Annotated in this window: 22 protein-coding genes and 1 pseudogene; 9 read left to right on the plus strand and 14 right to left on the minus strand. The window is 73.6% G+C overall.

The features are described 5' to 3' along the window. The first annotated feature begins 68 nt into the window (after positions 1 to 68). Positions 69 to 1121, plus strand: a complete 1053-nt coding sequence (locus IE318_RS02590) for a fatty acid desaturase family protein (RefSeq protein ID WP_189895808.1) — start codon at positions 69 to 71, stop codon at positions 1119 to 1121. Next, positions 1118 to 1744: a hypothetical protein gene (locus IE318_RS02595; RefSeq protein ID WP_189895809.1), complete on the plus strand. Its 627-nt coding sequence runs from the start codon at positions 1118 to 1120 to the stop codon at positions 1742 to 1744. The genes IE318_RS02590 and IE318_RS02595 overlap by 4 nt, the downstream gene beginning before the upstream one ends. A gap of 65 nt (positions 1745 to 1809) precedes the next feature. On the opposite strand, the gene IE318_RS02600 is transcribed toward IE318_RS02595, so the two are convergent. From IE318_RS02600 to IE318_RS02630, 7 genes are all read right to left on the minus strand, one after another. Continuing rightward, positions 1810 to 2679, minus strand: coding sequence for an alpha/beta fold hydrolase (locus tag IE318_RS02600; protein WP_189895810.1), 870 nt, complete (start codon positions 2677 to 2679; stop codon positions 1810 to 1812). Between the two features lie 94 nt (positions 2680 to 2773). Then, the gene (locus IE318_RS02605) at positions 2774 to 3349 is read right to left on the minus strand and encodes a flavin reductase family protein (protein WP_189895811.1); all 576 of its coding nucleotides are present in this window, start codon (positions 3347 to 3349) and stop codon (positions 2774 to 2776) included. Then, complete coding sequence (locus tag IE318_RS02610) at positions 3342 to 3827, minus strand: type II toxin-antitoxin system RatA family toxin (protein ID WP_189895822.1); 486 nt, start codon at positions 3825 to 3827, stop codon at positions 3342 to 3344. The genes IE318_RS02605 and IE318_RS02610 overlap by 8 nt, the downstream gene beginning before the upstream one ends. A gap of 64 nt (positions 3828 to 3891) precedes the next feature. Beyond that, a complete protein-coding gene (locus tag IE318_RS02615; RefSeq protein ID WP_189895824.1) occupies positions 3892 to 5175 on the minus strand; it encodes an aspartate aminotransferase family protein in 1284 nt (427 codons plus the stop codon). After that, on the minus strand, positions 5172 to 6278 hold the full coding sequence (locus IE318_RS02620) for an SDR family oxidoreductase (RefSeq protein ID WP_189895827.1): 1107 nt from the start codon (positions 6276 to 6278) through the stop codon (positions 5172 to 5174). The genes IE318_RS02615 and IE318_RS02620 overlap by 4 nt, the downstream gene beginning before the upstream one ends. A gap of 84 nt (positions 6279 to 6362) precedes the next feature. Then, positions 6363 to 7496 (minus strand): acyl-CoA dehydrogenase family protein, encoded by a 1134-nt coding sequence (locus tag IE318_RS02625; RefSeq protein ID WP_189895828.1) that lies wholly within the window; start codon positions 7494 to 7496, stop codon positions 6363 to 6365. A 638-nt stretch (positions 7497 to 8134) separates the two neighbouring features. After that, positions 8135 to 8713, minus strand: a complete 579-nt coding sequence (locus tag IE318_RS02630; protein WP_189895830.1) for a TetR/AcrR family transcriptional regulator — start codon at positions 8711 to 8713, stop codon at positions 8135 to 8137. A 270-nt stretch (positions 8714 to 8983) separates the two neighbouring features. On the opposite strand from IE318_RS02630, the gene IE318_RS02635 reads away from it, so the two are divergent. The 4 genes from IE318_RS02635 to IE318_RS02650 are packed head-to-tail and all read left to right on the plus strand — an operon-like array spanning position 8984 to position 13878. Continuing rightward, positions 8984 to 9610 carry a 2Fe-2S iron-sulfur cluster-binding protein gene (locus IE318_RS02635; protein WP_189895833.1) on the plus strand — a complete coding sequence of 209 codons (627 nt, stop codon included), beginning with the start codon at positions 8984 to 8986 and terminating at the stop codon, positions 9608 to 9610. Then, the gene (locus IE318_RS02640) at positions 9607 to 10599 is read left to right on the plus strand and encodes an FAD binding domain-containing protein (RefSeq protein WP_189895835.1); all 993 of its coding nucleotides are present in this window, start codon (positions 9607 to 9609) and stop codon (positions 10597 to 10599) included. Before IE318_RS02635 ends, IE318_RS02640 begins: the two co-directional genes overlap by 4 nt. After that, positions 10596 to 12734 carry a xanthine dehydrogenase family protein molybdopterin-binding subunit gene (locus tag IE318_RS02645; RefSeq protein WP_189895838.1) on the plus strand — a complete coding sequence of 713 codons (2139 nt, stop codon included), beginning with the start codon at positions 10596 to 10598 and terminating at the stop codon, positions 12732 to 12734. The genes IE318_RS02640 and IE318_RS02645 overlap by 4 nt, the downstream gene beginning before the upstream one ends. Further along, entirely contained in the window at positions 12727 to 13878 is a 1152-nt protein-coding gene (locus tag IE318_RS02650; protein ID WP_189895840.1) for an XdhC family protein, read from the plus strand. The genes IE318_RS02645 and IE318_RS02650 overlap by 8 nt, the downstream gene beginning before the upstream one ends. A 61-nt stretch (positions 13879 to 13939) precedes the next feature. On the opposite strand, the gene IE318_RS02655 is transcribed toward IE318_RS02650, so the two are convergent. Both IE318_RS02655 and IE318_RS02660 read right to left on the minus strand, forming a co-directional pair. Beyond that, complete coding sequence (locus IE318_RS02655; protein WP_189895842.1) at positions 13940 to 16849, minus strand: ATP-binding protein; 2910 nt, start codon at positions 16847 to 16849, stop codon at positions 13940 to 13942. Between the two features lie 292 nt (positions 16850 to 17141). Then, positions 17142 to 17558, minus strand: coding sequence for a DUF5997 family protein (locus IE318_RS02660; protein WP_030166632.1), 417 nt, complete (start codon positions 17556 to 17558; stop codon positions 17142 to 17144). Positions 17559 to 17617: 59 nt separating this feature from the next. Between IE318_RS02660 and IE318_RS02665 the strand changes: the two genes are divergently transcribed. Then, positions 17618 to 18460 (plus strand): LysR family transcriptional regulator substrate-binding protein, encoded by an 843-nt coding sequence (locus tag IE318_RS02665; protein WP_189895844.1) that lies wholly within the window; start codon positions 17618 to 17620, stop codon positions 18458 to 18460. 13 nt (positions 18461 to 18473) lie between these two features. On the opposite strand, the gene IE318_RS02670 is transcribed toward IE318_RS02665, so the two are convergent. Then, positions 18474 to 18950 carry an Lrp/AsnC family transcriptional regulator gene (locus IE318_RS02670; protein WP_189895847.1) on the minus strand — a complete coding sequence of 159 codons (477 nt, stop codon included), beginning with the start codon at positions 18948 to 18950 and terminating at the stop codon, positions 18474 to 18476. Between the two features lie 298 nt (positions 18951 to 19248). On the opposite strand from IE318_RS02670, the gene IE318_RS02675 reads away from it, so the two are divergent. Both IE318_RS02675 and IE318_RS02680 read left to right on the plus strand, forming a co-directional pair. Next, positions 19249 to 20754: an FUSC family protein gene (locus IE318_RS02675; protein WP_189895849.1), complete on the plus strand. Its 1506-nt coding sequence runs from the start codon at positions 19249 to 19251 to the stop codon at positions 20752 to 20754. Between the two features lie 133 nt (positions 20755 to 20887). After that, positions 20888 to 21928 carry a lactonase family protein gene (locus IE318_RS02680; RefSeq protein ID WP_189895851.1) on the plus strand — a complete coding sequence of 347 codons (1041 nt, stop codon included), beginning with the start codon at positions 20888 to 20890 and terminating at the stop codon, positions 21926 to 21928. A 175-nt stretch (positions 21929 to 22103) separates the two neighbouring features. On the opposite strand, the gene IE318_RS02685 is transcribed toward IE318_RS02680, so the two are convergent. From IE318_RS02685 to IE318_RS02700, 4 genes and pseudogenes are all read right to left on the minus strand, one after another. Then, positions 22104 to 23027 (minus strand): sirohydrochlorin chelatase, encoded by a 924-nt coding sequence (locus tag IE318_RS02685; RefSeq protein WP_189895853.1) that lies wholly within the window; start codon positions 23025 to 23027, stop codon positions 22104 to 22106. Positions 23028 to 23232: 205 nt separating this feature from the next. After that, positions 23233 to 24160, minus strand: a pseudogene (locus IE318_RS02690) (BadF/BadG/BcrA/BcrD ATPase family protein). A 68-nt stretch (positions 24161 to 24228) separates the two neighbouring features. Beyond that, the gene (locus IE318_RS02695) at positions 24229 to 24906 is read right to left on the minus strand and encodes a uracil-DNA glycosylase (RefSeq protein WP_189895855.1); all 678 of its coding nucleotides are present in this window, start codon (positions 24904 to 24906) and stop codon (positions 24229 to 24231) included. A 116-nt stretch (positions 24907 to 25022) separates the two neighbouring features. Continuing rightward, entirely contained in the window at positions 25023 to 26108 is a 1086-nt protein-coding gene (locus IE318_RS02700; protein WP_189895857.1) for a WD40/YVTN/BNR-like repeat-containing protein, read from the minus strand. Between the last annotated feature and the right edge of the window lie 280 nt (positions 26109 to 26388).

A 26388-nucleotide genomic window follows, 5' to 3' on the forward strand; every position in this document is an offset into this window, starting at 1 on the left:
CCCCGCGGCTCACTCGCTGCCCTGCGACCCCGCACATCACCGAGAACGAAAGGGCTGGTGTCACCCCGATGAGCGACATCCCGGCAGTCGACTCCGCACCGCGTGAACGGGGCGCGGCGGAGGAGGACTTTCGCGAACTGACCCGGCGCGTCACGGCGGCCGGGCTGATGCGGCCCCGCAAGGGGCAGTACGCCACCGCCATCGCGACGGTGTGGCTGATGAACGCCGCCGGCTGGGCGGCGCTCGCGCTCTGCGACCACGCCTGGTGGCAGGTGGTCCTGGCGGCGCTCTGGCTGGCGGTCTGGCACGAACAGCTCGCCTTCCTGCTGCACGACGCAGGACACCGGCAGATCAGCCGCTCCCAGAAGACCATCCGGGCCCTCGGACTGATCCACGGCAACCTCATGCTCGGCGTGTGCTTCGGCTGGTGGGTGCAGCACCACAACCGGCACCACAACCACCCCAACCACCTGGAGCTGGACCCCGACATCCTGCGCCGGGTCGCGATCTTCGCACCGGAACAGGCCCGGCAGCGCACCGGCCTGGCCCGGTTCCTCGCCGCCCACCAGCGCCATCTGTTCTTCCCGCTGCTCGGCCTGGAGGCCGTGGTGCTGCGCATCGCCGGGGTCATCGCGCTGCGCCGGCGCGCCCTGCGCCGGCCCTGGCTGGAGGGCGGCCTGATGGCCCTGCACGCGGTGCTGTTCTTCGGCGCGCTGTTCTGGCTGCTGCCCTGGCCCAGCGTGCTGCTGTTCCTGACGATCCATCAGGGGCTGCTCGGCTACCTGCTCGGGCTGGCCTTCGCCGTCAACCACAAGGGGCTGCCCACCCGGACCGGCGGCGAGTGGAGCTGGCTGGAACGCCAGGTGCTCACCTCGCGCACCCTGCCCACCGGCCTGATCGGCGACTTCTTCTACGGCGGCCTCAACTACCAGATCGAACACCATCTGTTCCCCGGCATGCCGCGCTCCGCGCTCAGGCACGCCTACCCGATCGTCAAGCGGTTCTGCGCCGAGCGCGGCATCGCCTACACCGAGACGGGGGTCCTGGAGTCCTACCGGGACCTCTCGCGCCACCTCGGCTCCGCGAGCGAGGTACTGCGCTCGGGGACCGTCACCGCATGATCCGACAGGGAGGACACCAGCAGATGAAGACCGTCCCGAAGCCGTCGCGCACGGCGCGCCGCTCCCGGCTGGGCAGGGCGCTGCTGCCCGCCGTCCTGCTGGCCGGCCTCGGCCTGCTCGCCCCGGGCGGACAGGCCGCCGCCCAGGCGGCCGACCCGGCGCCCGTGCCCGACCTCGTGTGCCGGCTCGACGCCGAGGTGAACTTCAGCCCGCCGCTCGGCGTGCTGGTCCGCGAGGCGCAGGTGACCGGGTACATCGGCTACCGCGACTGCCGTTCGCCGGACGGAGCGGCGTCCGAGCTGACCGACATCGTCTTCCACGTCCAGGGCACCGGCAGGTTCGGCGCGCTGCCGGTGCCGACGTTCTCCGTGGAGGGCACCGGCAGCGGCGTGTGGAACACCGGAGAGGGGGGCTCGCTCTACTTCAACGGCGAGCTGAAGAAGGGCAGTCCGGTCCCGGACCGCACCGTCACCAGCGGACCGCTCGCCGGTGACGGCATCAACGGGCTGCAGATCCCCGTCCCCCGCTTCGACAAGATCGACCCCAACGGCGTCGCGGGCTTCGACGTGGTCGGCCAGGTGTGCTTCTGGAACGGTGAGAAGGGCCGCTGCACGGCGTACTGACCCGGTCGACACGGCGGTGGGGTGCGGCCTTCGGGGCCGCACCCCACCGTTCGGTGTGTGCCGCTTCAGCCGTTGAGCGCCCGCACCACCTCGCGCAGTACGACCGGGTCGTACGGCATCGCCATGTGCGTGGCCCTGTTGTCCGGGGCGAGTTCCTGCAGGCACAGGTTGGTCACCTCGTGACCCGGCTCCGACGGAGTGAGCCGCTGGGACGTGGGCGGCTGGACGACCTCGTCCCGCGTGGACCAGATGACGGTGTACCGCACCCCGTCCACGGTGTCGCCGTGGGCCGTCAGCTCGCGGATGAACTCCGAGTCGTGCAGCAGCTGCGTGAAGGCCGGGCTCACCCGGAACAGCATCCGCTCCTCCACGACGTCCCGCACGCCGACCGCCTGGCGGACCAGTGCCGTCAGCCCCTCCACGGTGACGCCGTGGTTGCTGGGCGCGATGCCGACCACGTGGTGCACCTTGTCGGCGCCGCCGAGGTACTTGAGGTAGTAGTGCGGGAGCATCCCGCCCTGCGAGTGCCCGACGAGGTTCACCTTGGGCGCGCCGGTGTCGGCGAGCACACGCTCGACGAAGGCGGCGAGCTCACGGGCGGACAGCCGGACGTCGGCGAGGCCGTACAGCCCGGGCAGGCTCGGCATCTCCCCGTAGTTCAGCCGGAAGACGCGGTGCCCGGCGGCCTTGACGGCGGGCACCGCCTCCCGCCAGACGTACTGCCGGTCGCCGAGAGTGCCGTGCACCAGGACGACGGGGTGGGGGCGCTCCGGGTCCGGCGGCCGGCCCCAGTCGTCCGCCGCGACGTCGGGGCCGAGGACGGCGGCGGCCCGGTGGCCCGCGGCCGTGGCGTTGCCGGACAGCCGCTCCGGCGCGCGGGTCAGCTCCGTCCGCACGTCGTCGGCGTTCACTCCGGGAATGGGGGGCAGGGACATGTGACCTCCTGGGTGTGGTGAGGGCGGTGGGCGGATACGCGGACGCCCGGCCGGTGTGGCAGATGGCCGGGCGTCCGGGACGGCAAGCGAAACGTCAACCTCCTTCGGACGGCGGGCAGGTGAGCGTGCGGAAGGCGCGGTCGTGCCAGAGCAGCGGCCGGCCGTCGCCGACCTCCACCGCCCGTACCCGGCCGACGACCAGGTCGTGGTCGCCGTACCGGCGGACGTCCTCGACCAGACACACCGTCCATGCCAGCGCCTCGGACAGCACCGGCAGACCGAGGACCTGCCGTACCGGAACGCCGGTGAAACGCCCGGCGGGCGGCAGGGCCGGGTCGGCGAACCGCTCGGCCACCGCGCGCTGGTGCTCCGCCAGGAAGCTGACGGCGAACACACCGCGCGCCCGCACGGCCGCCAGCGTCCGCGAGCCGGCGCGCAGACAGGCCAGCAGCAGCGCCGGACGGGCCGACAGCGAGGTGAGCGCCGAGACCGTCGTCCCGGCCTGCCGGCCCCCCGCGTCGAGCGCGGTCACCACGGTGACACCGGCCGCCAGCTTGGCGTACAGGCCCAGGCAGCGCACCGCGTCGGGGCCGGGCTCGTCGCGCAGGGTGTCCCAGCCCGCGGCCCCGGGCGCTCCGGGCCGGCGCGGGGCCAGGGCGAGCTCAGCCATGGGTGGGGGCGGCCGTCCGGGCCAGGGACGCGGAGGGCAGCGCGCTGACCCGGCCCAGCAGCCCCCGCAGGATGAGTTCGATGTTGGTGCGCAAGGTGGACTCCGCCACCGGGTCGAGGAGATCGGCCAGGGTGGGGATGCCGAGGTCGAAGGCGGCGTCGAAGGTGACGTCGGTGCCGCGCTCGGCGGGCGCGCACCGCCAGCTGCCCTCGAACACCTGGAAGTCGCCGCGGAGTTGGGTGAAGGCGAGGACCAGCTCCTCCGGCCGGAAGGAGTCGCGTTCCGTCCACCGCATCAGGCCGTTGCGGAAGCGGACGGTCCAGTCCGACACCACCGTGCCGTCGGCGCCGGGCGGATGCACCACCACCTCGCGGACTGTCTCGGTGACGTCCGGGTAGCGCCGGAAATCCCTGATCCGCTGGTAGGCGGCCTCCGGCTCGACGTCGTGGGCGGTCATCCGTACGGTCACATGGCGCATGGGCATACCTTTCCGCCGTCGCGGGGGACGGCTCGTCCAGCGTGGTTGTGCGGGGCCGGGCCGCTCAGCCGAGGCGGGTCGCCACGGCGTGCAGGGCCTCGGACAGGGCGGTGAGGAACAGGCGCAGCTCCTCGTCGGTGACGACGGCCGGCGGGGTCAGGCGCAGCACACGGCCGGCGTTGAGGGAGTGGTTCACCAGCACGCCCCGGCCGACCAGTTCCAGGATCAGCTCGCCCACGGCCTGCTCGACCCCGAACTCCAGGCCGATCAGCAGCCCGCGTCCGCGTACGTCCCGGACCAGGCCGCCGGTGTAGGGGGTGCAGGCGGTGCGCACACCGTGCAGCAGCCGGATGCCGAGCGTCCGGGCCCGGCCGGGCACGTCCTCCCGGTCCATGGCCTCCACGGCGGCCAGCGCGGCGGCGCAGGCCAGGGGAGAGGCGGCGAAGGTGGAGGTGTGCAGGTAGGGGTCCCGGGAGAAGGGCGCGTACGCCTCGTCGGTGGCCACCATCGCGGCCACCGGCACCACCCCGCCGCTCAGCCCCTTGCCGACGAGCAGCACGTCGGGGCGGACGTTCTCGGTGTCCACGCCCCACCACGAACCCAGCCGGCCGAGGCCCGTCTGGATCTCGTCGACGATCAGGAAGGCCCCGTGCGTACGGCACAGCCGACCCACGTCCGCCAGATAGCCGGGCGGGGGGATGCGCACACCGCCCTCGCCCTGCACCGGCTCGACGATCACACAGGCCCGCTCCCCGAACCGGGCGAGCGCCTCCGCCAGCGCCTCCCGGTCGCCGAAGGGCACCGCCGCGCTGTCCGGCAGCAGCGGGCGGAACGGGTCCTGGTAGGTGGGGTTGGCGGTGACGCTGAGCGCCCCGAGGGTCTTGCCGTGGTAGCCGCCGACGGTGCTGATCAGCGCGGTGTGCCCGTGCGCCCGGGCCAGCTTCAGGCCCGCCTCGGTGGCCTCCGCCCCTGAGTTGACGAAGTGCACCCGGTCCAGGCCGACCGGGGTGTGCGCGGCCAGCGCCGCGGCGGCACGGGCCGCGACCGGCTCCAGAAAGACCCGGGTGGCCAGCGGATGCGCGTCGATCTGCCGGTGCACGGCCGCGGTCACGGCGGGGTGCCGGTGCCCCAGGATGAAGACCCCGTAGCCGCCGAAGTCCAGATGGCGTCGGCCGTCCTCGGTGTGCACCCAGGCACCCTCGGACCTCGTCTCCACCATGCCGCCGAGCACCTCGCCGAGCACCGCCCGGCCCACGGCCAGGTGCTCGCGGTAGAGGCGGGCCGTGTCCGCGCCGTCGGCGGGCGGTTCCCCCGTCCGGGGGGCCGTGCCGGTGGGCAGCGCCGTCATGAGGCCAGTTCCCGCGGCGCGGAGCCCTGCTGGAGCGCCGGCCGGGCCGGTCGCTGCCGGCGCGGTCCCGCCGGGCCGACCGCCCAGGCGGTCAGGTTGCGCACCAGCGCCCGGCGCAGGTCGTCCTTGGCGACGGCCGTGCCGCAGTGCGCGGAGCCCAGCGAGGAGTCGAAGGGCAGCGCGCGCTGGAAGACCAGCAGCAGCTCCGCGTAGGTGTGGAAGCGGCGGCGCAGTGACTCGGGGAAGGACGGTCCTTCGATCAGCGGCAGCAGCAGGCGGTGCACCGACTCCAGAGGGATCAGCCGCGGCGGATGCGGCCGCGGCCCGTAACGGTCGGCGAACTCCAGGCAGACATCGACGACTTCACGTTGCAGTAGGGCTTGGGAGCCGGCCGTCAGCCAGTACTCCCCGCCGGTGACCCCGGCACGCAGCAGGTCGCCGACGGCACGGGCGACGACGTCCTGCGGCACCATGTCGATACGCGCCCCGGGCTCCCCCGGCAGGACCGGCACCTGACCCTTGACGATGGCGCCCAGCGCCCGGGTCAGACCCTGGGCCCCCGCGATCCGGCCGGTGACGGAGTCGCCCATCACCACCGACGGGCGCAGGATCGCCCCCGGCACCGGGGCCTCGCGCACCACCTGCTCGGCGGCCGTCTTGGAGGCCAGATAGGCGGCCGCGCCCGGGAAGCGTTCCTGCTCCTCCGCGGCCAGCGGGTTCGCCACGAACGCGGTGCTGATGTGGTAGAACGGCGCCTCCGCGTGAGCGGCGAGGTCCAGCATCGTGGCGGTGCCGTCCAGGTTCGCCCGCCAGATGGCCTCCGGGGCCGCCTTCCAGTTGGTGGCGGCGGCGGAGTGCACGACCAGGTCCACGTCGGCGGCGAGCCCCTCGAACCGTGCGCGGGACAGCCCCAGGCCGGGCTCCAGCAGGTCGGCACCGAGCTCCTCGACCCTGGGGTCGTCCACGGGAGTGCGGTGACGCAGGCAGATGATGCGGAAGTCGGGCGACAGCTCCTCGATCAGGGCGCGGCCCAGGACGCCGGAGCCGCCGGTGAGCAGGAGTGCCGGGCGGCGGGGCGGCGCAGGCGGCGGAAGATGAGGCATGCGAAGGTTCCCCTCGGTCGGAAGGAGTGGAGGGCGCTGGTCGGGCAGGGTCGGCCGGAGGTGAAGTCGTGGATCGACGGCACGTCAGGCAACGGTCAGCGGTCCGTCGGCCAGGTAGCCGGCGAGCGGTCCGGTCATCCGTGACCGGGAAGGCGGGTGCAGCGCGAGGCCGTTCGCGCAGGCGGCGAGATAACCGACCTCGTCGGAGGTCATGAAGTTGAGTCCGCCGAGCAGTTCCACGGCCCGCGGGACGATCCGGGCCAGGGCGTCCTGCACGCCGTAGCGCACGTAGAGCGAGTCGGCGAGGGTGGACTCGTCCGGTGTGCCCTCGTCCACGCGCCGGGCCAGGCCCTCGACCGCGGCGGCGGCGCCCTCGACGGCGACCAGCAGGGCGACCCGTTCGCCCTCGGGCACCCGGTCGTTCAGCAGCACCCGCTCCACCAGGGCGCTCGCGGCACCCAGGTAGCTGCCGGTCATCAGCAGCTCGAACCAGACCAGGCCGACCGTCTGCACCTCGTCCAGCCGGGCACCGGGCGGACACGCGGTACGCACCAGCAGATCGGGCGGCACCAGGACCCCGTCCAGGGTCACCTGGTCGCTCTCGGCGCCGGCCAGGAATCCGCTGGACCAGAAGCCGCTGACGCTCAGGCCCTCGCTCTCGGCGGGGATCAGGGCCACGGCCAGCTCCTGACCCTCGCCGTCCTCGCACGGCACGAGCACGCTGGCGGTCAGCAGGTCCATGGAACGGGCCAGGCTGCACGGCCGTTTCACCCCGCTGATCCGCAGCCCCTCCGGGGCCGGGGTGGCCGTCATCGACGGCGACAGGATGCCGCTGCCGCTGCGCCCCTCGGCGAACCCGGAGGCCATCAGCTTGTTCTCGGTGGCGACGGCCTGGACCAGCATCCACTCCAGCCCCTCACCGGAGTTGCTCAGTCCGACCAGGGTGGCCATCGAGAAGTGGTGCATGGTCGTCGCCACGGCGAGCGAGGGCGAGCGGCTGCCCAGGGCGCGCTGCACCCGTACGGCGTCCAGGGCCGAGGCCCCCCGGCCCTGGAGGGAGTTCGGGGCGAGCAGCCCCGGGCCGCCGCTCTGCCGGAACAGCCCGATCCCCGGACTTCCGGGCTTCTCCAGGGTCATCAGCGGTACGGCTCGCAGACTGTCGTCCAGCCCCGGCAGCAGTTTGGTGAGGGCCGCGCGCTCACGGTCCAGGAATCTCATGTCGTCCCCTGCTCCTTGGTCCTCGGGCGCTGCCGGCGGCGACGGTCCACGGCGTCGCTGTCGCTGTCGTGGCAGCGTCGCTTGTGTTTACGCCCGGGCCACGAGAACCCCTCGGGACGAACCGGGACGACATGAACAGACGGACACCGAGGGCCAGATGGGCGCGGCCCTGCCACCGGGGCCACTACCGCCGGGCTCCGTGGCCGCGTTCGGCGACCGGCGCTCCGTGGCCCACTGTCCGCGGCTGCCGGGGTTTGTGAGCGTGTTCCGTGACGGTGGTCTGTGGCTGCTGTCCGCGGCTGCCGGGCCTGTGACCGCTCCCGCTACGGGCCGTCCGCGACCGCTTCCAGCGTCCGGCCGTCCGCGACCGCTTCCAGCGTCCGGCCGTCCGTGACCGGCCGCCCACACCCTCTCCCGGTGATCGCCACCCGCATCGCTTGCCCGCATCGCGAGCCCCGGCGCATGCCCGCGCCCGCATCCGGGCGCCCTGACGCGGGGCGCACGCCGGGAGCGCGCGTGGTGGGCGCCGACGCCTCGCAGCCGGGCGTCTGGTGGTGTGCCTGGTGGCGGCCGTGCGACGGGCACTGTGCGCTGGGCGCGCGGCGCGCACGGCGCGCTCACGCTCCGCGCGCTGCCGTCTACCGGCCGGGTGCTCCCGCGCGCAGGCCGTCCATGACGAGGTCCAGGAGACGGGTGGCGCGCGACTGCCAGTCGCCGTGGGGGTCGATCTGCCAGAGACCGGCGATGGCGAGGAGGAAGTCGTCGGCGGTCACGTCCGGGCGGATGGTGCCGGCCTCCCTGTTGGCGCGCAGCAGGAGTTCGGTCGCCGCCATCACCGCGCTGTTGCCCGGCTTCGCCGGGCTCCCGGGGCCGCTCGTGGCCTGGCGGATCGCCTCGGCGAGGCCCGCCTTCGTCATGGCGAACCGGGCCAGGCGGTCCATCCACTCGCGCAGCGCCTGGTCGGGTTCGCGGCACCGCAGCAGCTCGGCCGCGCTGTCCGCGACCTGCTGCATCTCGTGGCGGTAGATCTCCAGGACGAGTGCCTCGCGGTTGGGGAAGTTCCGGTAGAACGTGCCCTGACCGACTCCGGCCTTCCGGGCGATCACGCTCAGCGGGGCGTCCGCGCAGCGGGTCAGCTCGGCCACCGCCACTTCCAGGATGGTCTCGCGGTTGCGTTGCGCGTCCGAGCGCAGCGGCGCGTCCTTCTTCTGCCGCACTCGTCCTCCTTTTGGGTGCGTCGCCGAACCCGGTCTTGCTAAGCGGACAGCTGTCCGGTAGGTTTTCGGATAACGGACAGCTGTCCGCTTAGTACCACCATAGTGGCGGGAGGTGTGTTTCCGCCATGTACGGCACTTTCTCTTCCTGCCTCTTTTCTTGCTCTCAAGACACTGCCGGCTCCTCCACTCGCCGCCCTCCGTCCGTCCCAGATTCGTCCGTCTGCCAGGCCGTCCCGCGACGTGCTTCCGGATACGCGAAAGAAGCTGATCATGGACCCAGCCTCCCCGGCCCTCCCGACGTACAGCGCCATCACCTTGAACATCAACGGCGAGAAGCACACCCTGACCGCCGACCACCGCACCACCCTGCTCGACGCCCTGCGTGAGCGCCTGGATCTGACCGGCACCAAGAAGGGCTGCGACCAGGGCCAGTGTGGAGCCTGCACCGTCCTGGTCGACGGGCGCCGGTCCGTCGCCTGCCTCCAGCTCGCGGTGGCGGCCGAGGGACGCGAGATCACCACCATCGAAGGGGTGGCCGAGGGCGACACGCTCCACCCGGTGCAGCAGGCCTTCCTCGACCTGGACGGCTTCCAGTGCGGCTACTGCACACCGGGACAGATCTGTTCGGCCATCGCGGTGATCGAGGAGCACGCGGCCGGCTGGCCGAGCGCCGTCACCGACGACGTACGCCCCGAAGCCGGACCACCCCAGCTGACCGCCGACGAGATCCGCGAGCGGATGAGCGGCAACCTGTGCCGCTGCGGCGCCTACGTGTCGATCGTGCGCGCCGTCGCCCGGGCCGCCGAGACGGCCGCGGGCACCGAGGAGCCGCGAGCCGTGCGGGCCGGCGAGTCCGCGCCGGCCGCCCAGGACAAGGACAAGGAGGCCGCCGCATGAGGGAGTTCGGCTATCAGAGGGCCCACGACGTCGCCGGCGCCGTGGCGCTGCTCGGCGCCGACCCCGAGGCCCGCTTCCTCGGCGGCGGCACCAACCTCGTCGACCTGATGAAGACCGGCGTCGAGCGGCCCGCCCGCCTCGTGGACGTCCGCGAACTGCCGCTCGACGGGATCGAAGTCACCGAGGACGGCGGCCTGCGCATCGGCGCGACCGTCACCAACAGCGACCTCGCCGCCCACCCGGAGGTGCGCCGCCGCTACCCGGTGCTGACGCAGGCCGTCCTGGCCGGCGCCTCCGGACAGCTGCGCAACATGGCCACCGTGGGCGGCAACCTGCTCCAGCGCACCCGCTGCGGCTACTTCACCGATGTGACCCAGCCGTGCAACAAGCGCACCCCCGGCAGCGGCTGCCCCGCGATCGAGGGCGAACACCACAACCACGCCATCCTGGGCGCCTCCGCCCACTGCGTGGCCGTCCACCCCTCCGACATGGGCGTGGCGCTGACCGCCCTCGACGCCGTCGTCACCTATGAGACGGCCGACGGGCCGGGCGAGCTGCCGCTCGACGACTTCTACCTGCCCGTGGGCGACACCCCGCACCGCGAGACCGCCCTGCCGCCGGGCGCGCTGATCACCGGCGTCACCCTGCCGCCCGCGCCGGTCGCCGCCCACTCCCGCTACCGCAAGGTCCGCGAGCGCGCCTCCTACGCCTTCGCGATCGGCTCGGTCGCCGCCGCACTGGACGTCCAGGACGGTGCCGTACGCGATGTCCGCCTCGCCTTCGGCGCGGTCGCGTCCCGGCCGTGGCGGGCCCGGGCGGCCGAACAGGTGCTGACCGGGGCACCGGCCGACGCCGAGACCTTCGCCGCCGCCGCGGACGCCGAACTGGCGGCGGCCGATCCACTGCCCCACAACGCGTACAAGGTGACCCTGATCCGCAACCTCGTGGTGGCCGTGCTCACCGAACTCACCGAGGAGGCCGCCCGATGACCACCGCCACGACCGGGACTCGTACGACCACCAAGGGCTTCACCGGGACCTCGCACACCCGCGTGGAGGGCCGCGACAAGGTCACCGGAGCCGCCCGGTACGCGGGCGAGATCCCCTTCGCCGGCCTCGCCCACGGCTGGCTGGTGCTGTCCACCGTCGCCCGCGGCCGGATCCGGTCCATCGACACCGCCCCCGCCCTCGCCCGGCCGGGTGTACTGGCCGTACTGCACCACCAGAACGCCCCGCGCGTGGAGACCGACTACGTCGGCATGCTGGGCGTCCCGGACCCCACCTGCGCCGTCTTCCAGCACGACCGGGTGCCGCACCTGGGCTGGCCGGTGGCACTGGTCGTCGCCGAGACGTCCGAACAGGCCCGCGAGGCCGCCGAAACACTCGTCGTGCACTACGAACAGGAGCCGCACGACATCGACTTCTCCGGCGCCCGTCCGGACGCCCACCCGGTGGACGGCTACATGCCGGCGGTGGTGGAGAAGGGCGACCTGGACGCCGAGCTCGCCGCGTCCCGCACCGTCGTCGACGAGGAGTACACCACCCCCGAAGAGCACCACGCCATGATGGAGCCGCACGCGGCGACCGCCCGGTGGGACGGCGGCCGGCTCGAACTGGTCGACTCCAACCAGGGCACCACCTGGGTCGTCGGCGAACTCGCCAAGATGTTCTCGCTCGACCCGGCATCCGTGCGGGTACGTTCCGAACACGTCGGCGGGGGCTTCGGCAGCAAGGGCGTCCGCGCGCACCAGGTGGCCGCCGTGATGGCCGCGACCGTCCTCCAGCGCCCCGTCCGGGTCGTCATGACACGACGTCAGATGTTCTCCCTGACCGGCTACCGCAGCCCCACCGCGCAGCGCGTCCGGCTGGGCGCGGACGCCGACGGACGGCTGCGGGCACTGGAGCACCGCTCCGTCAACCTCACCTCGACCGTGCATGAGTTCGTCGAGTCCGCGGCCGGACCGGCCCGGGTGATGTACGACGCCGACGCCCACCACACCGCCAACCGCGTCGTACGGCTGAACGTGCCCACCCCGACCTTCATGCGTGCCCCGGGCGAGGCACCGGGCTCGTTCGCCCTGGAGTCCGCGCTCGACGAACTCGCCGAGAAGTGCGGGCTCGACCCGATCGAACTGCGGCTGCGCAACGAACCCGAGCGGGGTCCCGTCTCCGGACTGCCGTTCAGCGGCCGCAACCTGCCCGACTGCTTCCGCGAGGGCGCCCGCAGGTTCGGCTGGGCGGACCGGGATCCGCGCCCCGGTGTGCGCCGTGAAGGGCGCTGGCTGCTCGGCACCGGTACGGCCGCCGCGTCCTTCCACGCCGGAGCCGGACCCTCCACGGCGGTTGCCACGGCCGAACCGGACGGCACGTTCACGGTGCGGATCGCCGCCGCCGACATCGGCACCGGAGCCCGTACCGCGCTCACCCTGATCGCCGCCGACGCGCTGGAGGTCTCACCGGACCGGATCGAGGTCCGGATCGGCGACAGCGACTTCGGACCGGCGATGATCGCCGGCGGTTCCATGGGCACCCGCTCCTGGGGCTGGGCGGTCATGACGGCGGCCACCGAACTGCGGGAGCGGCTGGCGCTGGGCGCCGACGTCCCGCCGGAGGGCATCACCGTACGGTCCGACACCACCGCTGCCCTCGGCGCCCTCGCTCAGAAGGAACGGCACTCCTTCGGCGCCCAGTTCGCCGAGGTGGCGGTCGACGTCACCACCGGCGAGGTACGGGTGCGCCGCATGCTGGGCATCTTCGCGGCCGGCCGGATCGTCAACCCGCTCACCGCACGCAGCCAGCTCGTCGGCGGCATGACCTGGGGCATCTCCATGGCCCTGCACGAAGAGGCGGTCCGCGACCGCGCGACCGGCGGCCTCTACGGTGCCGACCTCGCGGGCTACCACGTCGCCACGCACGCCGACGTCCCCTTCGTCGAGGCCGACTGGGTGGACGACCCGGACCCGGACGACCCGGTCGGGATCAAGGGCATCGGGGAGATCGGCGTCGTCGGCGCCGCCGCCGCGATCGCCAACGCGGTGTGGCACGCCACGGGCGTCCGCCACCGCAACCTTCCCATCCGCCCCGACCGCGTCCTGCAGAGCCTCCCCGGGGAACCGCATGCTTGACATCGCCGGCGAGCTGCACCGCTGGATCGAGGAGGGCCGGGACTTCGCCGTCGCCACCGTGGTGGCCGTCGGCGGCAGCGCACCGCGCGGTCCCGGCGCCGCCCTCGCCGTCGACAGCGAGGGCACGGCGATCGGTTCGGTCTCCGGCGGCTGTGTGGAGGGAGCGGTCTACGAGCTGTGCCGGCAGGCGCTCCAGGACGGCGAGAGCGTCCTCGAACGGTTCGGCTACAGCGACGAGGACGCCTTCGCCGTCGGACTGACCTGCGGCGGGATCATCGACATCCTCGTCACCCCGGTCCGCGGGGACACGCCGCCGAGGGCGGTGTTCCGGGCGGCGCTGGCGGCCGCCGTCCGCGACGAGCCGGTGGCCCTCGCCCGCGTCGTCCGGGGACCGGCCGGCCTCCTCGGCGCCACGCTGCTGGCCCGGCCCGACGGCACGTACGAGGGCGGCCTCGGCGGCCATCCGGAGCTGGACCGCACCGCGGCGGCCGAGGCCCACGCCCTGCTGGAGGCCGGCCGCACCGGCACGCGGGAGCTGTCGGAGGACGGATCGCACTGCCCGGGCGGCCTGACTCTGCTCGTCGAGTGCGACGTGCCCCCGCCGCGCATGATCGTGTTCGGGGCGGTCGACTTCGCCGCCGCACTCGTCAAGGCGGGCAAGTTCCTCGGCTACCACGTGACGGTGTGCGACGCCCGCCCCGTGTTCGCCACCCGGGCCCGCTTCCCCGAGGCCGACGACATCGTCGTCGACTGGCCCCACCGCTATCTGCGGGGCACCACGACCGACGCGCGCACGGTGCTGTGCGTGCTCACCCACGACGCCAAGTTCGACATACCCCTGCTGACCCAGGCGCTGCGGATGCCGGTGGCGTTCGTCGGCGCGATGGGCTCACGCCGCACCCACGCCGACCGCGAGCGGCGGCTGCGCGAAGCAGGCCTCGGCGAGCGGGAACTGGCCCGGCTCAGATCCCCGATCGGCCTCGACCTCGGCGCCCGGACACCCGAGGAGACCGCGCTGTCGATCGTGGCGGAGATCGTGGCCACCCGGCGCGGCGGCACCGGCGTCCCCCTGACCGGCTCGGAGACACCGATCCACCGGGAGGAACGGGAGGAGACGGAGCCCGGCGGCACCCGCGCGGCCTGAGCGCCGGCCGGTCACCCCGGACGCCGGGCCACCGAGGCCGCCGGGCCCCGCCGGGGGCGGGTCACGAACGGGGCCGGGGAAACGTCTCCAGGGCGGCGGCCAGCCCGGCGGCGTCGGTGCCGACCTTGCGGTACACGGAGGAGAGCAGCTGCCGCACACCCTGCTCCCGCAGGTGCAGCTCCTTGGCGACCACTGCCACCGGATGGCCCTGGGCGGCCCGCTCGGCAGCCTTGCGTTCCTGAGCGGTGAGCGTGTCCGTCTGCGCGTACCGCAGGGGCAGCGGCCGCAGTCCGGCCGCGGAGAGCTCTTCCCGGGCCCGGCCGGCCAGGGCCTCCGCCCCGCAGTGCACCGCGGTCTCCAGCCCTTGGTAGAGGCGGTCGGCGGCCTCCTGCAGCCGGCCGTTGCGGGACAGCGCGGCACCGTGCCCGACCAGCGCCCGGGCCAGCTCGTACGCGGCGGGTGACCGCTCCAGCTGCTCCACCGCCTCCGCGTGCAGTTCCAGCGCCGCCGGCCCCCCGGTCACCTCGGCCAGCGTGTGCAGGGCCTGCCCGGTCGCCGACGCCGCACCGAACTCCCGGGCCCGCTGGACGGCATCCCGTGCGAGGTCCGCCGCCCGTTCGGGCTCCGTGGAGGCCAGCGCGGACGCCAGGTCCAGCTGCCACGGACACCAGGCGGGATTGCGCCACGCCCGGCCGTCGAGCCACTCGCCGACGTCGGTCAGCAGCGCAGCCGCATCGGCATGCCGGCCCTCGGCCATCAGCAACTCGGCGTACACCGTGCGCGGATCGGGGTAGATGACCGCGTTCGGCACGACGTCGCCGTAGTGGTAGGCATCGGCGATCCGCCGCGCCTCCTCCGTCCGCCCCCGGGCCAGCAGTGTCTGGATCAGCACCCCGATCGCGAACCACTGCGCGGGCACCGCCCCCTCCACCTTGTCCGCGATCCGCAGCCCCTCCCGGACCAGCTCCTCGGCTTCGGCGAGGGAGCCTCGGTGGTAGCGGATGTAGGCGAAGAGGGTCTGGCCGACGGCCAGATGGGAACCCCGCCAGCCCCTCCTCTCGCACTCGGCGATGCCTTTGGTGAACAGCTCTTCGGCGCGCCGCGGCTGGTCGCAGTACATGAACGTCAGAGCGACCGAGACGGGAATCTCGAAGCCGCGGTTCTCGTCGGTCCAGCTCATGCCGCCGTCCAGGGCCTGCTCCGCGCACGTCAACACGGTCTGCCGCGGCTCACCGCGCACCAGGGCGTCCCAGGCCCGCAGGCCCAGGATGTACCGCTCCTCCAGGCCCCGGCGGGTCAGCCGTGCCGCCAGCTTCGCCAGCCGTCGGGAGCGGGCGGCCGAGTCCGGCTCGTCGGTGCGGAAGGCGCTCCACACGAAATGATCGGCCTGAAGACGCAGCCGGAGACGTGAGTTGGGCGCCTGCTGCGCCGCTTCCGCGGCCACGGTGGCCGCCTCGGCCAGCCGGTCGGTGCGCGCCAGCGCCTGGGCCAGCAGGTACACGAGGGAGGCACGCAGTTCGGCGTCCACGCCGGGTTGCGCCAGCGCCTCCCGGAGGTGGCTGACCGTGGCCGTGGGTTCGATCAGGAAGGTGGACCGCGCCAGTTCATGAAGCAGCTCGGCCCGCTGCTCGGCGAGTGGAGGCTCTTGCAGTGCCCGGGTCAACAGACGTCGAGCGGCCTCCGGCGCCCCTGCGCGCAGGTACTCACGGGCAGCGTCACTCAGGCATGTCACCGCCTCGGTGCTGCCCTCGCAGGGGACCTCCAGCAGATGCCGGGCGGCCGCGGCGGAGCCCAGGCCCGCGGCGAGAATGGCCTCCGCGGCGGCCTTGTGCAGCCCGACCCGCAGTTCCGCGGGGATGGAGCGGTAGATCGCGGTGGCGATCAGCGGGTGCACGAACTCCAGATCACCGTCGGTGCAGTGGCCGTCCGTCAAGATCCGGGCGCGCCGCAGCTTTTCCACTTCCTGGGCGGCCTGCTCGACGCCGAGCACCGCGAGAGCGGCGGCCAGCTCCGGTGAGATGGATGTGCCCAGGACTGCGGCTGCCCAGGCGAAGCGGACGGTGGTCGTGCCGAGCCGGTGCAGGCGATCCAGCAGCCCTGGCCCTTTCACCGCCGAGGCGAGGTCACGCATGACGGGCAGTTCGTCCCGTGCCCCGGTCAACTTCCGTTCGGCGAGCCTGATGGCGAGCTCGACCGTTTCGAAAGGGCTGCCGCCGGTGACCGCACAGCACTCGGCGCAGAACCCGTCCTCGGCTCCCTCACCCACGTGTTCCCTGATGATCCGCGCCACCGCGGTCGCGCTGAGCGGCTCCAGCGCGTGGGGACGGTTGCCGTGGTGTTCGACCAGCGCCCGGAACGCGACGGCCTCGGGCGGCAGTTCCTGGGGCCGGTGGGCGACGACGATCAGCAACGGAAGGTTCTCGACCCGTGGCGCGAAGGAGGCGAGCCAGCTCAGCGACTCGGCGTCGGCCCAGTGGGCGTCGTCCACGAGCAGGACGACGGGCGCCTTCAGCATGGTGAGGCGTGTCATGACCCAGTCCAGACCGTCCCGTACGCCGGTCGGGTCCGGCACCCGGGCCGGGCCCGTGGCCTCCAGACCGAGGGCGGTGGCGACGATGTCGTACCGGCTCCCGAGAAAGGTCCGCCGTTCCGGCTCGGTCATCGCGGCCGGCGCGGGCTGCACGAGCTGACGGACCACATGGAAGGCCAGCTCCTGCTCGTTCTCACCGCCTCTCGCCGAGAGCACCGTGAGTCCGTGCGCCTCGGTCCGGGCGCGCACCTGTGCCATGAGCGTCGTCTTGCCCAGCCCGGCAGGACCGGTGAAGGCGAGCAGCCCGCCGCGTTGCGCATCGGGTGCCCCATCGGGTGCTGCGGTGAGGTCGGCCAGCGCGGCATCGAGTGCGCGGAGTTCTCGGTGGCGTTCGAGCAACGGCTGGTGCCTGTTGGTCGATTGCCGCGGCCCATGTGCCATGTGCCCTTCCGCTTCCTGTCCTTTGGCCATCGGGGGCAGGCCAGAGCGTACGCCCGCATCGCTCCGCACCGACTGGACAGAGAGCCGAAGGGACAAGGAAGGGGGAATCGGCGGGCGGAGAGGGTTGGTCCTCTCTTCGGAGGGGTATCTCGCGTCGGATAGGCGTCTACCAGGCGGGCACCTCCGCCGTGTCCGCGTAGCGGGGCACACTGCGGGACCAGTAGAGGAGCGCGCAGAGGCGTGCGGCGAACCGCCTTTGTGTGTGTGCTGAGTCGGCCGGTGGTCTCCGGTGTCAGGCGCGCGATGTGCCGCTCTGCTCGGCGCTCCGCGCCGCGCGTTCGGCGTTCCGCTTCTTCAGACGGGCCGCCTCCTTGCGGACCTCGGCCTGAGTGGCCCGCTCCTTCTCCAGCCACTGAGGCCGGTCCTGCTTCAGGGCGTCGATCTGCTCCGTGGTGAGCGCCTCGGTGATTCCTCCGCGCGCGAGCCCCGCGATGGAGACGCCCAGCTTGGCCGCGACCACCGGGCGCGGGTGGGGGCCGTTGCGTCGCAGCTCGAGCAGCCACTCGGGCGGCTCGGCCTGGAGCTCGTCGAGCTCTGCCCGCGAGACGACGCCCTCCTGGAACTCGGCGGGCGTGGCGGGCAGGTACACACCCAGCTTCTTCGCCGCGGTGGCGGGCTTCATGGTCTGGGTGCTGCGGTGCGACTTCATGGTGTCCAGAATATCGACCGGTCGCGGGTGGTCCGACCACGCCGGGTAACCTTGGCTGGGTGACAGGCTCGGAAGCATCCCCCTCGTTCCGGCTCGCGTACGTTCCCGGGGCGACGCCCGCCAAGTGGGCTCGGATCTGGAACGAGCGGCTGCCCGACATCCCCCTCGAACTCGTCCAGGTCCCGGCCGCCGACGTGCCCGGAATGCTGCGCGACGGCGCGGCGGACGCGGGCCTCGTACGGCTGCCCGTGGACCGTACGTTCTTCAGCGCGATCCCCCTCTACACCGAGACGACGGTGGTCATCGTCCCCAAGGGCCATCTGGTGACGGCCGCGGACGAGGTATCGGTCGAGGACCTGGCCGACGAGGTCGTCTTCCACCCCCTGGACGACGTACTCGGCTGGGAGCGGCCACCGGGGGAGCCCGCCTTCGAGCGCCCCGCCACCACCGAGGACGCCGTCGAGCTGGTGGCCGCGGGCGTGGGTCTGCTCGTCGTCCCGCAGTCGCTGGCCCGCCTCCACCACCGCCGGGACCTCACCTACCGTCCGGTCGTCGACGCCCCGCAGTCGAGCGTCGCGCTGGCGTGGCCGGAGGAGAGGACCACCGACCTGGTCGACGACTTCATCGGGATCGTCCGAGGCCGGACGGTCAACAGCACCCGGGGACGCGGTGGCGCCCGGACCCCGGGCGGCTCCCAGGACGACCGGACCGGGGCCGCGGACGCCCGCCGGAAGCCCGCGGCGGGCAAGGCGACCGGACGTGCCGGCAAGGCCGGCACCACGAGAGCCGGCTCGGGCGGCTCCGGAGGATCACGCGGCGGCAGGGGCGCGAAGGGCGCGAAGGGCGCGAGGACCGCCAAGGAGACCAAGGGCACCAAGCGCGGCAGGCCGCGCCGGCCCTAGGTCACCTCTTCGGTCACCTCTTCGCCGTACGGCCGATCGACTCCACCAGCGGCAGCAGCCGGTGGGAAACGCGCTCGCGCAGGGCCACCTCGGTGCGGGTGCGGACCACGCCCGGCAAACTGATCAGCTTCTGGATCACGTCCTCCAGGTGGGCGTTGTCCCGTGCGACGACCCGAGTCAGCAGATCGCCGCCGCCGGTGATCGAGAACGCCTCGACGATCTCCGGTACCGCGGCCAGCGCGTCCCCGACGTCGTCCAGATGCCCCTGGGTGACCTCGATGTGCACGAAGGCGAGCACCGGGTGGCCGAGTGCGGCGGGGGAGAGGATGGGACCCGTGCCGGTGATCACGCCGTCGCGTTCGAGGCGGTCCAGGCGGGCCTGGAGCGTGCCGCGCGCCACGCCGAGGACGCGGGCGTACTCGCGCACGCTGGTGCGCGGCTGTTCGAGGAGCAGCCGCAGGATACGGGTGTCGAGTTCGTCCACGGCCATGGCGGCGCCCGTGCCCTCCTGCGTTCGTCGATCGACGCCGACTGTACCAATGGCCCAGTGCGGTGCGCCCTGCCCTGGCCGGGCGCCGTCGTCCATTGGCCCTCCGCCGGTACCGGATATCGGCGTCCGGCTGGGCCAATGGCTCAGTGATTCGGACTTCACTTGAGCCATGGGTGGAGAGGATGGTGTTATGGACACGTCGATGGCGCTGCGGACCCCCGCGGCGCCTTTTTCGTGCCGGTGCGCCGTACCGGCGTCCCATGCCGGTGTTCCAGGTCTGCCAAGGGGGCGGTAAACAATGCTGAAGAGGGTGTTCGCGGCTCCGGACCCGGGACGGGTGCGGCTGCGGTTCGCGGCCCGTGCCGTCCTCGGCATCGGCCTGGCGGTCGTCGTCTGCGGACTGGCCGGACACTCCCTTCCGGGCGCCGTCACCGGTGGGCTCGCCGCGTTGCTGGCCCTGTTCACCGTCACCGACCCCACGGTCCGGGGGCAGGCGGTCACCACTGCGCTGCTGCCGGTCGTCGGCATCCCCGTCCTCGCCGCCGCGGCCGAACTGCACGACCACGCCGTGGCGCGGGACCTCGCCTTCCTCGCCGTGGTCGGCGCGGGCGTGTACGCGCGCCGCTGGGGACCGCGGGGCCACAGCCTGGGCGTGTTCGCGTTCATGACCTTCTTCGTGGCGCAGTTCCTGCACGCGACCGGCGGGCAGCTGCCCGAGCTGTCGGCCGCCGTCGTCCTGTCCGTGCTCAGCGCGGCGGCGGTCCGTTTCGGGCTGTGGTGCTACGAACGCCGACTGCCCCCGGCCGCCGCGCCCGCGCCGCCGGCCGGCGGCGCACTGGCCCGGGTGACCACCCGGCAGGCCGTCCAGGCCGCCTCCGGCGCCGCCTTCGCCCTCGTCGTGGGGCAGATGGTCTCCGGACAGCGCTGGTACTGGGCCGTCGGCGCCACCTGGTGGGTCTTCGTGAACACCGTCTCGCGCGGCGAGACCCTGGTGCGCGGCTTCCGCCGCGTCCTCGGCACGGTGCTCGGCCTGGGCCTCGGCGCCCTCCTCGTCGTCCCGCTGCACGGCGCCGTCCTGCCCACCCTGGCCCTCGTCGCCGTCAGCGTCTTCGGCATCTTCTACACGGCCGCCGTGTCCTACACCTGGATGATGCTCTGGGTCACGCTGCTCGCCGAGTCGCTCTACGGCCTCCTCGGCGTCCTCACCCCCGGCCTGGTCGCCCTGCGGCTCGGGGAGACCGCCGTCGGCGCACTCGGTGCCGGGCTGGCCGTGCTGTTCGTGCTGCCCGTCACCACCCACTCCGTCACCGACGCCTGGATCCAGCGCGCCCTGCGCTGCGTCCACGTGTGCACCGCCGAGGCGGCCGCCCGGCTCGCGGGCGTCGCGGACGCCGATCCCACGCCCCGCGTGGCCGAACTGGAGCAGCTGCTCGGCCGGGTACGGCTCTCCGTGGCTCCGCTGGTCCACCCGCTGAACCCGATGCTCGGCCGCAAGCGCCGCGCCCGCCAGGTGCTCGCGCTGCTCGACGACTGCGCCCGCGAGATCCGAGGTCTGGTCGCCGTGGCCGCCGACCCGGAGGCCTCCCACGACGCGCGCCTGGCCGCCGCCTGCTGGCGAGTGGAGGCGGCCGTGGAGGCGCTCACCGGCGGCACCGAACCCGTCACCGCCACGCCCGCCGCCGACACCGCCCGCCCGACCGCGGAAGCGGGCGCCCTCGCCCACCTCCACGGCCTGGAACGGGCCCTGGCCGACCTGGCCGCCCCCCTCCGCGCCCCCTCGGGGTCCCCCCTGGTCGGCGCCTGAACACCACGGCGCAGCGACCCCACGCCAAGCGCCGGGACACCCCGAGATTCTCCGGCCTTGGTCTAGACCGCGCTTGATCGACTGCTACCGTCAGCCCGAGACGGGTCGAGCGGCCGAGCGAGAGGGGACAGTGGTGGCAGGCGAGGGCGGCGGGCGGCGGCGGGCGTTCATCGGGTCGTTCACGGCGGCGGGAGGACCCGGCGTGGTCACCGCGGCCGTGGCCCACAGCGGCGGCGCGCTGACCCTGCTGAGCAGCGTGGACGGCGTGCTGGACCCGTCGTACCTGGCCCTGTCGCCCGACGGCGGCACGCTGTACGCGGTCAGCGAGACCGCCGAGGGCGCGGTGGCCGCGTACCGGGTTAAGGAGGAGACCGTCGAGCTCACCGGAGCCCCGGTGCGAGTCGGCGGGAGCGGACCGACCCACTTGAGCGTGTTCGACGGGCACGTCCTCACCGCCAACTACGGCTCCGGCAGCGTCAGCGCCGTCCCCGTCCGCGCCGACGGCCGGCTCGCCCACGCGCCCTCCGACGTCCTGCGGCACACCGGCTCCGGCCCGCACGAACGCCGGCAGCGTGGTCCGCACGCCCACCAGGTGCAGCCGGACCCGAGCGGACGCTGGGCCGTCGGCGTCGACCTCGGGACGGACTCGGTGCGGGTGTACGCGCTGGCGGACGGCAAGCTCACCGTCCACCGCGAGATCGCGCTGCGGCCCGGCTCCGGACCCCGCCATCTGGCCTTCCACCCGGACGGCCGGCACGCCTACGTCGTCAACGAACTCACCCCCACCGTCACCGCCTGCCGCTGGGACGCCGCGAGCGGCTCCCTCAAGCCGCTTTCCGAGACGCCGGTGCTGCCGCACGCCCCGGCCGGCGACGCCTACCCCTCGGGCGTCGTGGCCGCGCCCGACGGCCGGTTCGTGTGGACCGCCACCCGCGGCGAGGACGTGCTGTCCGTGTTCGCCGTAGAGGCGGACGGGGAGCGGCTGGAGCTGGTGGCGACGGTGCCGTGCGGTGGCCACTGGCCCCGGGCGCTCGCCCTGTCCGCAGGCTTCCTCTACGTCGCCAACGAGCGCTCCGGCGATGTGACCTGGTTCGCGGTGGACCCGGACACGGGGCTCCCGGAGCGCACCGGCGCGGTGCCGGTGGCCGCGGCGTCCTGCGTGGTCTTCGGCTGACGCCCCTGACCCGGTCCCGCATCGCCACCCAGCGGCCACCGCCACCGCCCGCCGCACGGCGAAGGGCCCGCCCCGGCTGTCCGGAGCGGGCCCTTCGGCGTGGTCGTACGGGTCGTGCGGGTGGCGCCTGTCGTCCGGGCATGCGCGATGCCGCCGGGCGCCGGCGACGCGCGGATCAGCGGACCGGCGTGCCCTGCGACTGCTGCGGAGCGATGCCCAGCGCGGTCGTGTACTTGGCCAGGGCGAGCTTGCCGATGGCCGGGTACGGGCCGAGCGCCTCGGCGGCCGGGCAGTCCGCCTCCTTGGCGGCCGCCTCGATCAGCTCCGCGTCGATCTCCGGGCCGATCAGGTACGGCGCCAGCGCCAGCTGCTGGGATCCGGAGGAACGCAGCTGCTCGGCGACGGCCGTGATCGAGCCCTCCTGGTCGAGGGCGGCCGCCATCACCGGCACGGCGAGGCGGGCGGCCAGCAGCATGCCGGTGATCCCGGCGGCCTGGACGGCCTCCTCGCCGCCGACCGACGCGAGGATGATGCCGTCGGCGGCGGTCGCCACCGTGAACAGGCGGGCGCGGTCGGCGCGGGCCAGGCCGGCCTCCGACAGCCGCACGTGCAGCGCCTCGGCGAGCAGCGGGTGCGGGCCCAGCACATCGGTCAGCTCGGCGGCGACCCGGCTGTCCATCACGGCCTGGCGGATCTGGCGCAGCAGCGCGCTGTCCGGGCCGGCCAGCAGCGGCACCACGACTCCGACCGGGCCGTCGGGCTCCTTGACCTCGGCACCGGCGGCGAGCGCCTGCTCGTAGCGGGCGGTCCGCTGGTCGGCCGCGTGCGCGAGCACGGACCGCAGGGTCGGGAACTCCTCGTCGTCCCCGTCGACGTACCCGATCAGGGCGTCGAGGCCGGGGAGCTCGGAGCGGGCGATGCTCACGACCTCCTCGGCGAGGCTGCGCGTGGCGGCGCCGGGCGTGCCCGGCACCGCGAGGACGAGCGCGGGCGCGCCCTCGGGAGCCGCCAGCGGTTCGGGTCGGCGGTGCCGTCCGGGCTGGCGGGGGCGCGGCATTCGTACTGGCAGGCCGGACGCGGGCCCAGTGGGGGAGCTCATGGCGCCGCATGTTACTGGCTTTCCGGGACCTGCTGTTCGGGGAGGGTGCAGGTGAGCGGTATCCGTCCGCTTTTGTCGGATGCGTGACGCGGTGATCCGAACCGGTGGATGTGTGCAGGGGGCCGGATACGGCAACTCGCCCGTGACATGGGCGCACTTGTCCGACATGTGCCGGACACATGCGGACGCGGCGGACGTGCCGGGATCAATCCCCTTGTGCCGGTGGTGCGTAGAGCAGCTTCTCGTCACCGGGCAGGGCGAAGGTGCCTCGGGCCAGGTCGGTGGCGATGCGCACGGAGCCGTGCAGCGGATCCCCCTCGGCGGCCACGCGCCGTGCGTGCGGCGGCCGGACGGCCAACTCCTGCTCCAGCGGCAAGAGGAGGGGGTCGCCCACCTTGAACAGGCCTCCGGTGAGGGCGACCAGGGGCTCTCCGAAGAGAGGGCAGACGGCGGCGGCCGACTCGGCCATGTGCCGGGCCGCCGCGCGCAGCACGCCGGCCGCCACGGGGTCCTCGGCGGCACAGGCGGCACCTCGGGCGCGAAGGAGGCGAGGACGGCGGCGCGGTCGGAGCGCGGATAGATTCTGCCGGGCAGCTGCGGCATCGGCCCGAACGCCTCCTCGGCACGCGCCGGCAACGCCGCCGAGCCGCCGTCCCGTCCGTCGTGGGCGCGCAGCGCGGCCTCCGGGCCCGCCCGCCCGATCCACGCCCCGCTGCCGCAGTCGCCGAGCAGATGACCACAGCCGTCGGCACGGTGCCGGCCGGAGAGGTCGGTGCCGATCGCGATCAGGCCGGTCCCGGCGGCGATCGCCGCCCGGGCCGTGGGCCCAGGGCGCCGACATAGGCGGTGACCGCGTCGGCGACGAGCGCGACCCTGCGCACCCCCGGTTCCCGCGCCGGCGCCCCGGGGAGTTCGGCGCGCAGGGCGTCGCCCAGGGTGGCGGGTCCGGCCGCTCCCACGACGGCCGCCTCCAGCCGCCCCACCCCGGTCTCGGCGGACAACGCCCGTGCCATCGGCACGAGTTGCTCCATCAGGTGTCCGGGATCGATCCCCCGGTCACCTGTGCGCACCGGTTCCTCCGACGCCCGCTGAGCGAGTGTCCCGGCTCCGGGCACACCGATGACGACCCGCATTCCGGAACCGCCCGAGTCCACGGCGAGGAAGCCGGCCACCGTGTCCGTGCCGGCCTCCGGCCGGCCCGTCACGGCAGGCGCCAGTCCACGGGCTGCGCCCCCTGCCGGACCAGCAGGTCGTTGGCCCGGCTGAATGGGCGCGAGCCGAAGAAGCCGCGGTCGGCCGACATGGGCGAGGGATGGGCCGACTCCACCGAGGGCAGGTCGCCGAGCAGCGGACGGAGATTGCGGGCGTCACGGCCCCACAGGATCGACACCAGCGGCTTTCCGCGTGCCGCCAGTGCCCGTATCGCCTGCTCGGTGACCTCCTCCCAGCCCTTGCCGCGGTGGGCGCCCGGCTTGCGCGGGGCCGTGGTGAGCGCCCTGTTGAGCAGCAGCACGCCCTGGCGGGTCCAGGGCGTCAGGTCACCGTTCGACGGCTGGGGCAGTCCCAGGTCGCCGTTCAGCTCCCGGTAGATGTTGACGAGACTGCCGGGCAGCGGACGCACCTCGGGCGCGACCGAGAAGGAAAGGCCGACGGCGTGCCCTGGGGTCGGGTACGGGTCCTGGCCGACGATCAGGACGCGTACGTCGTCGAAGGGTTGCTGGAAGGCGCGCAGAACGTTCGCGCCGGCCGGGAGGTAGGTGCGTCCGGCGGCGATCTCCGCGCGCAGGAAGTCACCCATCGCGGCGATCCGCCCGGCCACGGGTTCCAGGGCCTTCGCCCAGCCTGCTTCGACGATTTCATGCAACGGTCGTGGTGCCACGCGCGTCACCCTACTGCCGGGCACCGGCCGTTGATCAAGCTGTGGCCGAAACCCGGGCCCGGCCGTCACGGGGGACGGCCGGGGCTCCGCGTCGGGGCCGGCGGGTGCCGTCATGCTCAGCCGATCACCGCCGCCCGTACGCACAGCACGTCCGGCAGATGCGCGGCCAACTGCTGCCAGCTGTCGCCGTCGTCCGCCGAGGCGTACACCTCGCCGTTGCGGTTGCCGAAGTACACGCCGGCCGGGTCGGCGTCGTCGGTGCACAGCGCGTCGCGCAGCACCGTGCCGTAGTGGTCCTCCTGCGGCAGGCCCGCCGTGAGCGCCTCCCAGCTCTTGCCCGCGTCGGCCGTGCGGAACACGCGGCACCGGTGGTCGGCGGGCACCCGGTCCGCGTCGGCGTTGATCGGGAAGACGTACGCCGTGTCGCCGCGGTGCGGATGGGCGGCCGCCGCGAAGCCGAACGTCGACGGCAGGCCCTCGCCGATGTCCGTCCAGTGCGCGCCCCCGTCGTCGCTGCGGTACACACCCCAGTGGTTCTGGAGGTAGAGCCGGTCGAGGTTGGCCGAGTCCCGCGCCACCTTGTGGACGCACTGGCCGAACTCCGGGTCGGGGTCGGGCAGGAACACCGCGGACACCCCGGAGTTGGAGGGCGCCCAGCTCGCGCCGCCGTCGGCCGTACGGAAGACCCCGGCGGTGGACACGGCGACCGTGACGGCCCTCGGATCGCGCCGGTCCGTCAGCACGGTGTGCAGGCCCTCACCGCCGCCGCCCGGCACCCACTTCGACCGCGTGGGGTGCTCCCACAGTGGGCGGACCAGCTCGAAGCTCTCACCGCGGTCCTCGGAGCGGTAGAGCGCGGCCGGCTCCGTGCCCGCGTACACCACGTCGGGCTCGGCGGCCGCCGGGTGCAGCTGCCACACCCGCTCCAGCGAGGCGCCCGTCTCCTTGGGGAACTTCACCGCCGGCCGGGCGGGCTCCGTCCACGTACGGCCCAGGTCGTCGGAGTGGAACACGGACGGACCCCAGTGCGCGCTGTCGCCACCGGCCAGCAGCCGCGGAACGGCGCCGCGGGTGTCGATGGCCACCGAGTACACGGCCTGCGCGTTGAAGTAAGGGCTGTCGTCGAACTCCCAGGCGCCGTCCCGCCGTCGCCCGATGAACAGGCCCTTTCGGGTACCCACGGCGAGCAGTACCTCGGTCATGCCGATCACCTCCGAGAGGTCTTCGTCCGGACATCCTTGTCTCGGACACCGGTCAGTCTGCACCCCACCACTGACAGTCACCCCCGCGATGACGTCGTCGCAGGTCGGACCGGCATGGTCGGCGTGCCCCGCGAACCGGGGGCGTGGGGGAGGAGCGGTTTCGGGCCGCCGCCGGACTCATGGGTGCGCCGGGCCGGGGAACCCGTGATGAGCGTCGGGGAGCCGTCTGCCGTAAGGAAGGGCGGTGGGGCAGGTCCGTGTGGCCCGTGAGCTTGTGAGG

Source organism: Streptomyces spiralis, from assembly GCF_014654675.1.
GTDB classification, from domain to species: domain Bacteria; phylum Actinomycetota; class Actinomycetes; order Streptomycetales; family Streptomycetaceae; genus Streptomyces; species Streptomyces spiralis.